Consider the following 14,036-nt stretch of genomic DNA (forward strand, 5'->3'; position numbering starts at 1 on the left):
GGGGCTCGCCCCGCTGGTTTACGCCTGCATCGATTGAAAAAAAAATCACACTGCAAAGCGCTATTTCAGCAGGCGTTTTACCCCGGAGAGCGGAACTAACCATGAAACATGCAATGAAAACAAGCAACTGATGAGCTTATGCAATGGCACTGATAATCACTGAGCGCTGCATTAACTGCGACATGTGCGAGCCTGAGTGCCCGAACCAGGCGATTAGCATGGGTGAATCGATCTATCAGATCGACGCTGACCGCTGCACTGAATGCGTGGGTCATTATGATGAGCCGACCTGTCAGAGCGTCTGCCCGATTGATAACACTATTCTTTCAGACCCACAGCACGTGGAAAGTCGCGACGCGCTGTGGGAGAAATTTGTGCTGCTGCACGCTTAATCTTCGATAATCACCGTGGCGCAGGCATAGTGGCGCTCGTCGGCCAGCGTGACGTGCACATGCTGCACGCCCAGCTGGCTGGCAATCACTTTGGCCTGTTCAAAGAAGCGCAGGCCAGGCTTCCCCAGCGCATCGTTGTACACTTCAAACTGATTGAACGCTAAGCCGCCGCGAATGCCGGTGCCGAAGGCTTTTGCCGCCGCCTCTTTCACCGCAAAACGTTTGGCCAGGAAGCGCACCGGCTGCTGATGCGCCTGATACTGCTGCCACTCAGCTTCGCTCAGCACGCGGCGCGCCAGACGATCGCCGGAGCGTTCAATCACCCCGGCGATACGCTCGATCTCGACGATATCGCTGCCCAGCCCCAGAATGGCCATTAGCGGCGCGCTTCCCGCATCAGCGCCTTCATGTCGCTGACCGCCGCTGCAAGACCGCTGAACAGCGCACGACCGATAATCGCGTGACCAATGTTCAGCTCATGCATTTCCGGCAGCGCAGCAATCGGCTGGACGTTGTGATACGTCAGACCGTGGCCAGCATTGACCTTCAGGCCGCGGCTGGCGGCAAAGGTCGCAGCGCTGGCGATACGCGCCAGCTCGGCTTCGCGTGCCAGCCCTTCCGCTGCTTCAGCATAGGCGCCAGTATGGATTTCAATGTAAGGCGCACCGCTGGCGACCGCCGCTTCAATCTGGCGCTGATCGGCATCGATAAACAGCGACACCAGAATGCCCGCCTCGCTCAGCTGTTTGACTGCTGCGTTGACTTTATCCTGCTGACCGGCCACATCAAGACCGCCTTCCGTCGTCACTTCCTGACGCTTTTCCGGCACCAGGCAGACAAAATGCGGTTTGATGTCGCAGGCGATGCCCACCATTTCGTCGGTGACCGCCATCTCAAGATTCATGCGGGTATGAATGGTGTCGCGCAGGATCCGTACGTCGCGATCGGTGATGTGACGGCGATCTTCACGCAGGTGCACGGTAATGCCGTCTGCGCCCGCCTGCTCCGCGACAAACGCGGCCTGTACCGGATCAGGATAGTTTGTGCCACGTGCGTTACGTACGGTGGCGATGTGATCGATGTTGACCCCTAACAGCAACTCAGCCATGACAATCCTTAAATGTGTTCAGTATGTTTGCAGTGTAACGCGCGGAGCCTGTCAGGTGCATCACCCGCGCTCGTCGTTTGCCACGTTCGGTCGTTTTTTCGGCACAAACTGACGGAACAGCTCCTGGCTCTTCAGCGGCTTACCGCCCAGATAAGGTTTCAGCGCCATGCGCGTGAAGCGTTTGGCGGCACGCAGCGTATCAGCATCGGGAAATTCGCGCTCCCACAGCGCACGCAGCTGGCGGCCGGTGAAACTGCGCTGATTGACCACCAGACTGGCGATAAAGCCTTTCTCTTCGCGATAACTGTAGGTCATGCTGTCGTCAACCGCCTCGCCGCTGCCGGCGCAGTGCAGAAAGTCGACGCCGTAGCCAAGGTGGCCAAGCAGAGCCAGCTCAAAACGGCGCAGCGCTGGCTCGGGCGAACCATTGGCCGCCGCCAGCGTCTGGATACAGGAGAGATAATCGAAGAACAGTTCGGAGAAGGGAATTTCCTGCTCCAGCACCCGCGACAGCAGCTCGTTAACATACAGGCCACAGTAGAGCGTGATGCCGCTGAGCGGCAGCGCCAGCGACACCGCTTCGGCGTTACGCAGAGTTTTGACTTCGCCACGACCGCCCCAGCGCACCAGTAGCGGTGTGAAGGGTTGCAGTGCGCCTTTCAGCTGGGAACGGCGCGAGCGAGCGCCTTTAGCAAGGACGCGGACGCGTCCCTGACTTTCGCTGAACAGGTCGAGCAGCAGGCTGGTTTCGCTGTAAGGGCGACTATGCAGCACAAAGGCGCGTTGCCAGCCTTCCATCAATTAGTCGTCTGTATAACCCAGGCTGCGCAGCGCACGTTCGTCGTCCGCCCAGCCCGATTTCACTTTGACCCACAGCTCGAGATGAACTTTCGCCTCGAACATCTCTTCCATGTCTTTACGCGCTTCGATACCGATGGTTTTGATTTTGGCACCTTTGTTGCCAATCACCATCTTCTTCTGCCCTTCGCGTTCGACCAGAATCAAACCGTTGATGTCATAGCCGCCGCGCTCGTTAGAGACGAACTGCTCGATCTCCACGGTAACCGAATACGGTAACTCGGCGCCGAGGAAGCGCATCAGTTTTTCACGGATGATTTCTGAGGCCATGAAACGCTGCGAGCGATCGGTGATGTAGTCTTCCGGGAAGTGGTGATCCGACAGCGGCAGGCGCTTGCGGGCGATCTCAGCAATGGCATCCACGTTTTTACCGGTTTCCGCGGAGATCGGCACGATCTCGAGGAAGTTCATCTGCTGGCTGAGGAACTGCAGGTGCGGCAGCAGGATGCTTTTATCCTGGATGTTGTCGACTTTGTTTACCGCCAGCACCACCGGCACTTTGCCGTCACGCAGCTTGTTCAGCACCATCTCATCATCAGGCGTCCAGCGCGTGCCTTCCACCACAAAAATTACCAGCTCAACGTCACCGATGGAGCTGCTGGCAGCACGGTTCATCAGGCGGTTGATCGCCCGCTTCTCTTCCATATGCAGGCCGGGTGTATCCACGTAGATCGCCTGATAAGCGCCTTCGGTATGAATACCCATGATGCGGTGGCGCGTGGTTTGCGGCTTGCGCGAGGTGATCGACACCTTCTGCCCCAGTAGCTGGTTCAGTAAGGTGGATTTGCCGACGTTAGGCCGGCCGACAATCGCGATAAAGCCGCTGTATGTTTCGAGTTCGCTCATTCGGGTCCTGATTGGGCAGCCTCACTACTGAGGCTGCGAAATGACAATTTATTCGAGGCCGAGCTTGATTAACGCCTGTTCGGCGGCGGCCTGCTCTGCTTTACGGCGGCTGGAGCCCACGCCCACCACCGGTTCAGCCATCCCACTCACCTGACAGTGAATGGTGAATTCCTGATCGTGCGCTTCGCCACGTACCTGTACCACCAGATAAGACGGCAGCGGCAGATGACGGCCCTGCAGATACTCCTGCAGGCGCGTTTTCGGATCTTTTTGCTTATCGCCCGGGCTGATCTGCTCAAGGCGATTCTGATACCAGTCGAGAATCAGCTTCTCGACCGTCTGAATGTTGCTGTCGAGGAAGATGCCACCAATCAGCGCTTCCACGGTATCCGCGAGGATGGATTCCCGGCGGAACCCGCCGCTTTTCAGCTCGCCCGGCCCCAGACGCAGACATTCGCCCAGCTCAAACTCGCGCGCCATTTCGGCCAGCGTGTTGCCGCGTACCAGCGTGGCACGCATGCGGCTCATGTCGCCTTCGTCCACGCGCGGGAAGCGGTGATACAGCGCGTTGGCAATCACATAGCTGAGAATAGAATCGCCAAGAAATTCAAGACGCTCGTTATGTTTGCTGCTGGCGCTGCGGTGAGTCAGAGCCTGCTGCAGTAATTCCGGATGAGTAAAAGTGTAGCCCAGTTTGCGCTGCAGCTTGTTAATGAGGATGGGGTTCATGCGATTCCAGTTGTTCTGTGCGTCTGTGACTCTGCATACCAAACAGGGCTGAAGGTCCAGCACGTTCTGTTTGGTGTGCAGTGGCTCCCTGACTCGCAGGAAGCCAACCGTTTTTAAATCAGTGAATACCGCCAATGCGACTCAGTCGCACGCCGGTCGGCCACTGTCCTTCCTGTTTCTCAAAGCTCATCCAGATAGCAACCGCTTTGCCGACCAGATTCTTCTCGGGCACAAAGCCCCAGTAGCGGCTGTCGGCGCTGTTATCACGGTTATCGCCCATCATGAAGTATTGCCCCTGCGGCACAATCCACGTGGCCTGCGGCTGACCCGGCTGCTGATAATACATGCTCGCCTGGCTCTGCGCTTCGTTCACCAGCAGGATATCGTGCGTGACGTTGCCCAGCGTCTCTTTGCGCGTGCCAAGACGCAGGCCGCCCCGCAGCGTTTCGCCCTGCGGCACCTGGTAGAAACCGTTGCCGGTTTCGTTACCATCAAAGCCGCTGAAGGTCTGGATGAAATCGCTCGGCTCAATGTTGGTATAGGTCACCGGCAGCGCCGTGTCACACTTGCCCGTACCGCAGCCTGGGTTGATGGTCAGCGTTTTGCTGTAAGGATCAAACACCACTTTGTCGCCCGGCAGACCGATCACGCGCTTGATGTAATCCACGCTCGGATCTTTCGGGTATTTGAACACCGCGACATCTCCGCGCTGCGGATGGCCGGTCGGGATCAACGTGGTTTGCGTGATTGGATCTTTGATGCCGTAAGCAAATTTCTCCACCAGGATGAAGTCGCCAATCAGCAGCGTCGGCATCATCGAGCCAGAAGGAATCTGAAACGGTTCGAAGATAAACGAGCGCACGATCAGTACCACCGCCAGCACCGGGAACACCGACGCTGAGGTTTCAACCCAGCCCGGCTGCGCGGCCACTTTGGCCAGCGTTTTGCTGTCGAGCGAATTACCTGCCTGAGCCTGTGCCGCCGCCTGCTTTGCCCGGCGTGCCGGGGCCCACTTAAAGCGATCGATACACCAGATGATGCCGGTTAACAGAGTGGCAATCACCAGAATCAGGGCGAACATGTTAGCCATTAAAGTTCCTTATTTGCTGTCTTTACCGACATGCAGAATGGCAAGGAATGCTTCCTGCGGCAGCTCAACGTTGCCGACCTGCTTCATTCGCTTCTTACCTTCTTTCTGCTTCTGCAACAGCTTTTTCTTACGGCTGACGTCACCGCCATAGCATTTCGCCAGGACGTTTTTACGCAGCTGTTTCACTGTTGAGCGAGCGATAATGTGGTTGCCGATTGCAGCCTGAATCGCAATATCGAACTGCTGGCGCGGGATCAGATCTTTCATCTTCTCCACCAGCTCGCGGCCACGATACTGTGAGTTATCACGGTGCGTAATCAGCGCCAGCGCATCAACGCGTTCTGAGTTAATCAGGACGTCGACGCGCACCATGTCAGAGGTCTGGAAACGTTTGAAGTTATAGTCCAGCGACGCATAGCCGCGCGACGTGGATTTCAGACGGTCGAAGAAGTCGAGTACCACTTCTGCCATCGGAATCTCATAGGTCAGCGCAACCTGTTTGCCGTGGTAAACCATGTTAGTCTGCACTCCGCGTTTTTCGATACACAGCGTAATGACGTTGCCCAGAAACTCCTGCGGCAGCAGCATATGACACTCAGCGATCGGTTCGCGCAGTTCAGCAATATTATTCAGCGGCGGCAGCTTCGATGGGCTGTCGACGTACACCACTTCTCCGTCAGTGGTTTCCACTTCGTACACAACCGTTGGCGCGGTGGTGATCAGGTCGAGATCGTATTCACGCTCCAGACGCTCCTGGATGATCTCCATGTGCAGCAGGCCGAGGAAGCCACAGCGGAAGCCAAAGCCCAGCGCGGTGGAGCTCTCTGGCTCATAGAACAGCGAGGCGTCGTTCAGGCTCAGCTTGCCTAAGGCATCACGGAAAGCTTCGTAGTCGTCGGAGCTTACCGGGAACAGACCGGCATACACCTGCGGCTTCACTTTTTTGAAGCCCGGCAGCGCTTTATCCGCAGGGTTGCGCTGCAGCGTCAGGGTATCGCCAACCGGCGCGCCGAGGATGTCTTTTATGGCGCACACCAGCCAGCCTACCTCGCCACACTTCAGCTCGGTACGGTCAATTTGTTTTGGCGTGAAAATGCCGAGGCGGTCAGCGTTGTACACCTGGCCGGTACTCATTACCTTGACTTTATCGCCTTTGCGCAGCGTGCCGTTTTTAATACGGATCAGCGAGACCACACCGAGGTAGTTATCAAACCATGAGTCGATGATCAGCGCCTGCAGCGGGCCTTCCGGATCGCCTTCCGGCGGCGGAATATCCCGCACCAGACGCTCCAGCACGTCCGGTACGCCGACGCCGGTTTTCGCCGAGCAACGCACCGCATCCGCGGCGTCAATGCCGACGATATCTTCAATCTCTTCCGCCACGCGCTCCGGGTCGGCCGCAGGCAGGTCGATCTTGTTCAGTACCGGTACCACTTCCAGATCCATTTCCATGGCGGTGTAGCAGTTCGCCAGGGTCTGCGCTTCAACGCCCTGACCTGCATCAACCACCAGCAATGCCCCTTCACAGGCCGCCAGCGAGCGGGAAACTTCATAAGAGAAGTCAACATGGCCTGGGGTGTCGATAAAATTGAGCTGGTAAGTTTCACCGTTTGGCGCGTGGTAATCGAGCGTAACGCTCTGCGCTTTAATGGTGATGCCGCGCTCGCGCTCCAGATCCATCGAATCCAGAACCTGCGCCGCCATCTCACGATCGCTCAGGCCACCGCAAATCTGAATCAAACGGTCAGAGAGCGTTGATTTGCCGTGGTCAATGTGAGCGATAATGGAGAAATTTCGTATGTGCTTCATTTATATGAATATCTTCACGTAGAAAATCAGTTGAAAACGTGAGCACAGACACATTCAGGCAAGTGAGCTTTACCCGGAACCCTGTCAGCCTCATTAATGACGACGCATATTACACTGTTAACGCCGCGCGTTAAAGAATGGAACTGCGGGGAATCGCAACAGAATTCAGCGATTAAGACGAAATGAAAAGGCCGCGCAATACGCGGCCTGAACGGGGATCAACTATGGTTTTCCACCCGTAGCGCATCAGGCGGGAGCGCAACGCTGAGAATCACCGGCTGGAACGCTTCGCGATCGCCAAACCGGCTGGAAACCCCTTTGGCAACAATAAAGCCGCCAACGCCACCCAGCAGCGCACCGCAGGCCGCCGCCAGGTCGCTGTGGAACAGCATCTGGAACAGGCCCGCGACCAGGAACAGACCAAACAGCGGTGTCATATACACCAGCAGCGCAGAACCGAGCAGGCTGCTTTCACGAATGCCCAGCTCAATGCGCTGGCCCGGCTGCAGCGGCTCCGGACTGGCGATGGTCATCACATGGGCGTTTTTTGGTCCCAGCTGGTTGAGCGCATGGCTGCCGCAGCCTTTGCGCGCTGAACAACTGTTGCAGGAGGTTTTCGCTTCCGAATGCAGAGTAGCGATGCCCTCTTTCCATGCCACTACAGTGGCCCATTCTCTCATCATTTTGTAGCACCTGAATCTATGCTGTCCGCGATACGTTTGGCGGTGGTCGGCGGCAATTCGCCCACCACGGTAATTTCACGATTATCGCGCACTTCGGTCTGCACCGTACGACGCCCAGTGCGCAATGACTGTGGCGAACTGCTTTTATCGGCAGGCGTGATGTTGATAGCGAAACTGAACAGGCCATCGCTGTACAGACGGGATTCTACGGTTTTGTTCATCGCCGGAATATCACGCCGGCTTTGCGAAATCAGCTTCATGCCGGCCGGCAACCAGCCCGGCTGCCAGCTGAGTTGCACTTTGTCGCCCGCCGGTAACGACAGCGACGGCGGCAGATTGGCTTTTTCCAGCCCCTGCATCAGATTGCGCACGCCTTCATCGACGGCAAAACTGATGACGCGGAACTGCTCCAGCGTCTCACCGTCGCGATCCAGCAAATCAATCCGCAGCGGCAACTTGGTATCGACGTCCAGCCACACCACGTAGCTATAACGCGTGCCGTCACGCGACACGATGCGCACCACTTCGCACATCTGATCGGCCATGCGGGAACGCCCTACCGGAATAAAATCGTAGGCATCGCCGAGGCGCGAGAAGTCAGCAAACATCAGCGCCGGCAGCGCATCAATAATGTGGTTACCCGGCAGCGAGAACGGATCGAGACCCGGTTCGAAATAGCTGATGTCGTTACCGCGCTGGATCACTTCACGACGCGGTCCGTCCATCTGTAATACCTGGGCGAATACGCGATTGTCGATAACCGCATGGCGGTAACGCAGGGATTCAATGCCCAGACGTGAGACATTGATATAGGCGAATTCGTAGTTGAGGTTCTGGCTGGCCTGCTCCATCTGCTGTAACAACGCCCCGGACGCAGATGTCTGCGCCGGGGCGGTAGATGACCAAAGCAGGCTGCCTGCCAGCAGGCTAACGGCACACCAAAGCTGCTTCATTACTGCTGTTGAGTTCCTAACGACTGAGTTCCGGGAACGTTAGCCTGCGCCTGTTGCGGCGCATTGCTTTCAAACTGCACCTGATCGGCATGCAGACGGCGTTGCAGTTCGTAATCCTGCAGCATGGCATTCACGCGGCGACGCTGCTCCTGCACCTGCTGATTTGAGCTGTTGGTGTCAAAAGCATCAGACGGCACGCCCAGGCTGACCGGTGACGCTTTACCCATCATCGGTAAGGTATTAAAGGCTGGTGCATCCGAGGTTTCCGTCGCACTACCCGCTGGTGAGCTGTTGTAGTGCTGCACACCGACGATCACCGCCAGCGACACACAGGCCGCCACACCAATCTGCGTGACCTGAGCAACCCAGCCGCCACCGCGACGCCAGAACGGCATTTTCTGCCAGCGCGACGGCTCCGGCTGTGCTTCCGGGATCAACGAAGTCACTTTGCGCACCGGCTCGTTTTCGATGGCGGCAGCAACGCGTGCGGAGATATCAAAATGCAGCACTTCGCCCACATCGCCCCGCAGGGTGTCGCGGATCAGATGGTAGCTCTCCCAGCTTTTTTGTAGATCTGCATCCTTCGATAACGACGCCAGCAGCTCGTTATCTAAAGTTTCACCATCCATTAAAGCGGAAAGTTTTTCTTTCTGCATGTTTTGGTACCCTTCCAGTAGCCGTTATCACTGACGTTGGATAAGCGGTTGAACTTTATTATCAATGGCTTCCCGGGCCCGGAAGATACGTGAACGTACGGTACCTACCGGACAATCCATGATGGCGGCGATCTCTTCGTAACTCAGGCCATCCAGTTCCCGCAGGGTGATGGCCATACGCAGATCTTCAGGCAACGCCTCAATCGTCCGAAAAACAATTTGTTTCAGTTCGTCTGACAACATTAAGTTCTCAGGGTTCGAAATTTCTTTTAGCGCACCCGCACTTTCGAAATTTTCCGCGTCAATCGCGTCCACATCGCTGGACGGCGGCCGGCGCCCCTGAGCCACCAGATAATTCTTCGCGGTGTTGACCGCAATGCGGTACAGCCACGTGTAAAAGGCGCTATCACCCCGGAACGACTCCAGTGCGCGATACGCTTTAATGAAAGATTCCTGAACCACATCAGGCACATCGCCTGACGGGACATAACGTGAAACCAGGCTCGCCACTTTATGCTGGTATCGGATCACCAGTAAATTAAATGACTTTTGATCTCCTTTCTGAACCCGCTCAACGAGAACCTGATCCGTTAACTGCTCGCTCATCCGAGGTAATGTCTCCCCAAATCTCTTTTATGCGTAAGTGAACTGCCAGCACATCTCATTTATTGTGAGCAAGCATGCGCTTAGAGTCCCGTTCTGGCCTGAAGTTCACCACGACCTGATATTTTCTGTACCGGTGCCCTGACATCATTGTTGTTGATGGTCTTTCAGTGTAGCGATTTACCGCACTGGTGGTGTCGTTGGCGGCACCGATAATCGCTGGCAGAGTACCCTATGACGCCGCATTTTTCACCTTTATTCCCTGAATTTTCAGCGTGTTTGGTATAAAAAACACTAATCGCTTATTTTCAGACATAACTTACTGAAATCGCATTACAATCTGATTATTGCGTCGAATTTTCCCGCGTTTTTTGTTCAAAATACTTCACACCAGCGGCGTCCGGGCTTATGCTCGTGTGACCTTTTGTTTAGTAAATTAAACATCATGAACCCCATTCCCGATCATAGCTGTGATGTACTGATTGTTGGCAGCGGCGCGGCCGGTTTATCTCTGGCGCTGCGGCTGGCACCGCATTATCAGGTAACGGTGCTGAGTAAAGCGCAGATTAACGAAGGCTCCACGCTGTATGCACAGGGCGGGATTGCGGCGGTGTTTGATGAAAACGACAGCATTGAATCACACGTCGAAGATACGCTGATTGCCGGTGCAGGCCTGTGCGATCGCGAGACGGTGAATTTTATCGCCAGCAATGCGCGCCCGTGCGTACAGTGGCTGATCGATAACGGCGTGGCGTTTGATCGCGAGCCACAGGATAACGGCAATGCGCGCTATCACCTGACGCGCGAAGGCGGTCACAGCCATCGCCGTATTTTACACAGCGCCGACGCCACCGGGCGCGCGGTCGAAACCTTGCTGGTCAGCCAGGCGCTCAGCCATCCCAATATTCGCGTTGTTGAGCGTGCCAACGCGGTGGATTTAATCCTCTCCGATAAAATTGGCCTGCCCGGAACGCGGCGCGTGGTGGGCGCGTGGATCTGGAATCGCAATCGCGAACAGGTTGAAACCTGCCGCGCCCGCAGCGTGGTGCTGGCCACCGGCGGTGCGGCGAAGGTATATCAGTACACCACTAATCCGGATGTCGCGTCCGGCGACGGCATCGCGATGGCGTGGCGCGCCGGCTGCCGGGTGGCTAATCTGGAGTTCAATCAGTTTCACCCTACCTGCCTGTTTCATCCGCAGGCGCAAAACTTTTTGCTGACCGAAGCGCTGCGCGGCGAAGGTGCCTGGCTATTGCGCCCGGACGGTTCGCGCTTTATGCCGGATTTCGATGCGCGTGCCGAACTGGCACCGCGCGATATCGTGGCGCGCGCGATCGATCACGAAATGAAGCGCTTGGGCGTCGACTGCATGTATCTCGACATCAGCCATCAGCCGGCCAGCTTTGTGCGTGCCCACTTTCCGATGATTTATGACAAGCTGCTGACGTTTGGCCTCGATCTGACACAGCAGCCGATTCCGATTGTGCCCGCCGCGCATTACACCTGCGGCGGTGTGATGGTGGATCAGCATGGTCGCACCGATGTCGACGGGCTGTATGCGATTGGTGAGGTCAGCTACACCGGCCTGCACGGCGCTAACCGCATGGCATCAAACTCGCTGCTGGAGTGTCTGGTGTATGGCTGGTCGGCGGCCGAAGATATTGTGCGCCGTCTGCCGCAGATGCGCGCCGTCGATCACCTGCCGGCGTGGGATGAAAGCCGCGTCGACGATGCCGATGAACGGGTGGTGATTCAGCACAACTGGCATGAGCTGCGGCTGTTAATGTGGGACTACATGGGCATCGTGCGTACCACCAAGCGGCTGGAGCGCGCTCTGCGCCGCATTACGCTGCTACAGCAGGAGATTGATGAATACTATGCGCATTTTCGCCTCTCCAACAATCTGCTGGAGCTGCGCAATCTGGTACAGGTGGCAGAGCTGATGGTGCGCTGTGCGCTGGCGCGCAAAGAGAGCCGCGGGCTGCACTTCACCCGCGACTATCCGCATATGCTGCCCGAGGCACAGCCAACGGTGCTGCAGCCGGTAGCCTAGCGGAACAGATAGAAATCGGTTACCAGGCTCAGCCAGTCCGCCGAATAGCTTTTATCTTCATCACGAATGGCGAGACGCTCCTGCACGAGTTCGCCTGCGGCAGGTGAAAAGCCCAGCACCAGCCGGTTCGGCGGTCGCTGCGCGTAAGGTGCCACATCATAGCGATAACGCAGATGCCAGCCTTCGGCGCGCGCCAGTGCAATCAGGTTTTCGCCAGCATCCGCGGGCAGCACCACGCAAAACAGCCCCTCTTCTTCAATCAGCTGTGCCGCACAGCGCAGCAGGGTGGGATGATCAAGCGTTGCCGTGCTGCGCGCGGTATCGCGCTCGACGCTGGCCGAGGCCATGCCCGGCGTGAAAAACGGCGGATTGCTGACAATCAGCGAGTAGCGTTTTTCTGCCTGCTCACTCCAGCTGACGATGTCCTGCGCATGCACCGCGATGCGATGCGCCCACGGCGACGCGGCGACGTTCTCCTGCGCCTGCGCGGCGGCGCTGCGCTCCAGTTCGACGGCATCAATACTGACGTCATCCGGCGTGCGCTGCGCCAGCATCAGCGCAATCAGGCCGCTGCCGCAGCCAATATCCAGTATGCGCCGTACGCCTGCCACCGGCGCCCAGGCACCGAGCAGCACCCCATCGGTGCCGACCTTCATGGCACAGCGATCGTGCGCGACAAAAAATTGCTTAAACGTGAACCCATCTTTTCTTAACATCGCCCGCGCTGGCGGTTGCGGCTGAGACATGCTTAACGACCATTGAATTTGCTCCTGCCGGAAGTGTAACGTGGTCGCGAAGTGAATTCACCTTCACCTGTGCAACACAAACAGATGAAGATTGTGGCTGAACTGTCTATAATCAGCGCCCCAAACTGAGGTAGACCATGACCGTAACCACATTCTCCGAACTCGAACTCGACGAAAGCCTGCTGGAAGCCCTGCAGGATAAAGGCTTCACGCGCCCGACTGCCATTCAGGCTGAGGCCATTCCTGCCGCGCTGGAAGGCCGTGACGTTCTGGGTTCGGCACCAACCGGAACGGGGAAAACCGCAGCCTACCTGCTGCCCGCTTTACAGCACCTGCTCGATTTCCCGCGTAAAAAATCAGGGCCGCCGCGCATTCTGATCCTCACGCCGACGCGTGAACTGGCGATGCAGGTTGCCGACCAGGCGCGCGAGCTGGCCAAACATACCCATCTCGATATCGCCACCATCACCGGCGGCGTGGCCTATATGAACCACGCGGAAGTGTTCAGTGAAAATCAGGACATCGTGGTCGCGACCACCGGCCGCCTGCTGCAATACATCAAAGAAGAGAACTTTGACTGCCGCGCGGTAGAAACGCTGATTCTGGACGAAGCCGACCGCATGCTGGATATGGGCTTTGCGCAGGATATCGAGACCATTGCCGGTGAAACGCGCTGGCGCAAACAGACGCTGCTGTTCTCGGCCACGCTGGAAGGCGACAACATCAAAGATTTCGCCGAGCGTCTGCTGAACGATCCGGTAGCGATTGAAGCCGATCCAAGCAAAAGCGAGCGCAAGAAGATTCAGCAGTGGTATTACCGCGCCGACAACCTTGAGCACAAAACCAAACTGCTGGTGCATCTGCTGAAGCAGCCGGAAGTGAAGCGCGCCATTGTGTTCGTGCGTAAACGTGAGCGCCTGCATGAGCTGGTGACCTGGATGCACGAAGCTGGCCTGCGCAGCAGCTACCTCGAAGGCGAAATGGTGCAGGCTAACCGTAACGAAGCGATCAAACGCCTGAATGACGGTCGCGTTAACGTGTTGGTCGCGACCGATGTCGCCGCGCGCGGTATCGACATTGATAACGTCACCCACGTCATCAACTATGACTTACCGCGCACCGCCGATGTTTATCTGCACCGCATTGGCCGTACCGGCCGCGCCGGACGCAAAGGTACCGCGATCTCGCTGGTAGAGGCACATGACCATCCGCTGCTGGGTAAAATCAGCCGCTACGTCAACGAGCCACTGAAATCGCGCGTAATCGATGAGCTGCGTCCGGAAACGCGTGCACCGAGTGCTAAAGTCACCGGTAAACCGTCGAAAAAGGCGCTTGAGAAGCGCAAAGAGAAGAAAGCGAAAGAAGAAGAGAAACCGCGCGTGAAGAAACGTCACCGTGATACTAAAAATATCGGTAAACGCCGCAAGCCAAGCGGCAGCAGCACACCGGAGAGTATTGCGGAATAAAACAGCATCGCGGCAATTAAATCGCCTCCCTGAGGCGATTTTTT

At 57.0% G+C, this 14,036-nt stretch carries 15 protein-coding genes; 3 read left to right on the top strand and 12 right to left on the bottom strand.

Annotated features, from left to right (window positions below; all coding sequences use genetic code 11):
* Positions 1-143 precede the first annotated feature (143 nt).
* Complete coding sequence (locus F3I21_RS09810; protein WP_010617759.1) at positions 144-392, top strand: YfhL family 4Fe-4S dicluster ferredoxin; 249 nt, start codon at positions 144-146, stop codon at positions 390-392.
* Here F3I21_RS09810 and acpS read toward each other — a convergent pair.
* The 11 genes from acpS to rpoE all read right to left on the bottom strand — a co-directional run bounded on the left by acpS (position 389) and on the right by rpoE (position 9,730).
* Positions 389-769: a holo-ACP synthase gene (gene acpS / locus F3I21_RS09815; RefSeq protein ID WP_010617758.1), complete on the bottom strand. Its 381-nt coding sequence runs from the start codon at positions 767-769 to the stop codon at positions 389-391. The genes F3I21_RS09810 and acpS overlap by 4 nt on opposite strands.
* On the bottom strand, positions 769-1,500 hold the full coding sequence (gene pdxJ, locus F3I21_RS09820; protein WP_132464690.1) for a pyridoxine 5'-phosphate synthase: 732 nt from the start codon (positions 1,498-1,500) through the stop codon (positions 769-771). The genes acpS and pdxJ overlap by 1 nt, the downstream gene beginning before the upstream one ends.
* Before the next feature lie 60 nt (positions 1,501-1,560).
* Positions 1,561-2,298: a DNA repair protein RecO gene (gene recO, locus F3I21_RS09825; RefSeq protein WP_058775641.1), complete on the bottom strand. Its 738-nt coding sequence runs from the start codon at positions 2,296-2,298 to the stop codon at positions 1,561-1,563.
* Positions 2,299-2,301: 3 nt separating this feature from the next.
* Positions 2,302-3,204 (bottom strand): GTPase Era, encoded by a 903-nt coding sequence (gene era / locus F3I21_RS09830; protein ID WP_058758278.1) that lies wholly within the window; start codon positions 3,202-3,204, stop codon positions 2,302-2,304.
* Positions 3,205-3,252: 48 nt separating this feature from the next.
* On the bottom strand, positions 3,253-3,933 hold the full coding sequence (gene rnc, locus F3I21_RS09835) for a ribonuclease III (RefSeq protein ID WP_021506523.1): 681 nt from the start codon (positions 3,931-3,933) through the stop codon (positions 3,253-3,255).
* A gap of 118 nt (positions 3,934-4,051) precedes the next feature.
* Positions 4,052-5,023 (bottom strand): signal peptidase I, encoded by a 972-nt coding sequence (lepB, locus tag F3I21_RS09840; RefSeq protein WP_150058778.1) that lies wholly within the window; start codon positions 5,021-5,023, stop codon positions 4,052-4,054.
* 9 nt (positions 5,024-5,032) lie between these two features.
* Entirely contained in the window at positions 5,033-6,832 is a 1,800-nt protein-coding gene (lepA, locus tag F3I21_RS09845) for a translation elongation factor 4 (protein WP_031279376.1), read from the bottom strand.
* 218 nt (positions 6,833-7,050) lie between these two features.
* Complete coding sequence (rseC, locus tag F3I21_RS09850) at positions 7,051-7,515, bottom strand: SoxR-reducing system protein RseC (RefSeq protein WP_150058779.1); 465 nt, start codon at positions 7,513-7,515, stop codon at positions 7,051-7,053.
* A complete protein-coding gene (rseB, locus tag F3I21_RS09855) occupies positions 7,512-8,468 on the bottom strand; it encodes a sigma-E factor regulatory protein RseB (protein ID WP_150058780.1) in 957 nt (318 codons plus the stop codon). Before rseB ends, rseC begins: the two co-directional genes overlap by 4 nt.
* Positions 8,468-9,124, bottom strand: coding sequence for an anti-sigma-E factor RseA (rseA, locus tag F3I21_RS09860; protein ID WP_021506518.1), 657 nt, complete (start codon positions 9,122-9,124; stop codon positions 8,468-8,470). The genes rseB and rseA overlap by 1 nt, the downstream gene beginning before the upstream one ends.
* Before the next feature lie 27 nt (positions 9,125-9,151).
* Positions 9,152-9,730 (bottom strand): RNA polymerase sigma factor RpoE, encoded by a 579-nt coding sequence (rpoE, locus tag F3I21_RS09865; protein WP_010617748.1) that lies wholly within the window; start codon positions 9,728-9,730, stop codon positions 9,152-9,154.
* Positions 9,731-10,172: 442 nt separating this feature from the next.
* On the opposite strand from rpoE, the gene nadB reads away from it, so the two are divergent.
* Positions 10,173-11,780, top strand: coding sequence for an L-aspartate oxidase (gene nadB, locus F3I21_RS09870; protein ID WP_150058805.1), 1,608 nt, complete (start codon positions 10,173-10,175; stop codon positions 11,778-11,780).
* Here the strand turns inward: nadB and F3I21_RS09875 are convergent.
* Positions 11,777-12,526, bottom strand: coding sequence for a tRNA1(Val) (adenine(37)-N6)-methyltransferase (locus F3I21_RS09875; protein ID WP_058770868.1), 750 nt, complete (start codon positions 12,524-12,526; stop codon positions 11,777-11,779). The genes nadB and F3I21_RS09875 overlap by 4 nt on opposite strands.
* 137 nt (positions 12,527-12,663) lie before the next feature.
* On the opposite strand from F3I21_RS09875, the gene srmB reads away from it, so the two are divergent.
* A complete protein-coding gene (gene srmB, locus F3I21_RS09880) occupies positions 12,664-13,992 on the top strand; it encodes an ATP-dependent RNA helicase SrmB (protein WP_150058781.1) in 1,329 nt (442 codons plus the stop codon).
* Positions 13,993-14,036: the final 44 nt, after the last annotated feature.

Source organism: Pantoea sp. B_9, assembly GCF_008632015.1.
Lineage (GTDB): Bacteria > Pseudomonadota > Gammaproteobacteria > Enterobacterales > Enterobacteriaceae > Pantoea > Pantoea dispersa.

Coding starts and splice junctions, on each gene's coding strand:
- rseC (WP_150058779.1), bottom strand. CDS start 7,515: ATGATGAGAGAATGGGCCACTGTAGTGGCATGGAAAGAGGGCATCGCT.
- lepA (WP_031279376.1), bottom strand. CDS start 6,832: ATGAAGCACATACGAAATTTCTCCATTATCGCTCACATTGACCACGGC.
- acpS (WP_010617758.1), bottom strand. CDS start 769: ATGGCCATTCTGGGGCTGGGCAGCGATATCGTCGAGATCGAGCGTATC.
- F3I21_RS09875 (WP_058770868.1), bottom strand. CDS start 12,526: ATGTCTCAGCCGCAACCGCCAGCGCGGGCGATGTTAAGAAAAGATGGG.
- recO (WP_058775641.1), bottom strand. CDS start 2,298: ATGGAAGGCTGGCAACGCGCCTTTGTGCTGCATAGTCGCCCTTACAGC.
- srmB (WP_150058781.1), top strand. CDS start 12,664: ATGACCGTAACCACATTCTCCGAACTCGAACTCGACGAAAGCCTGCTG.
- lepB (WP_150058778.1), bottom strand. CDS start 5,023: ATGGCTAACATGTTCGCCCTGATTCTGGTGATTGCCACTCTGTTAACC.
- F3I21_RS09810 (WP_010617759.1), top strand. CDS start 144: ATGGCACTGATAATCACTGAGCGCTGCATTAACTGCGACATGTGCGAG.
- rnc (WP_021506523.1), bottom strand. CDS start 3,933: ATGAACCCCATCCTCATTAACAAGCTGCAGCGCAAACTGGGCTACACT.
- nadB (WP_150058805.1), top strand. CDS start 10,173: ATGAACCCCATTCCCGATCATAGCTGTGATGTACTGATTGTTGGCAGC.
- pdxJ (WP_132464690.1), bottom strand. CDS start 1,500: ATGGCTGAGTTGCTGTTAGGGGTCAACATCGATCACATCGCCACCGTA.
- rseB (WP_150058780.1), bottom strand. CDS start 8,468: ATGAAGCAGCTTTGGTGTGCCGTTAGCCTGCTGGCAGGCAGCCTGCTT.
- rpoE (WP_010617748.1), bottom strand. CDS start 9,730: ATGAGCGAGCAGTTAACGGATCAGGTTCTCGTTGAGCGGGTTCAGAAA.
- rseA (WP_021506518.1), bottom strand. CDS start 9,124: ATGCAGAAAGAAAAACTTTCCGCTTTAATGGATGGTGAAACTTTAGAT.
- era (WP_058758278.1), bottom strand. CDS start 3,204: ATGAGCGAACTCGAAACATACAGCGGCTTTATCGCGATTGTCGGCCGG.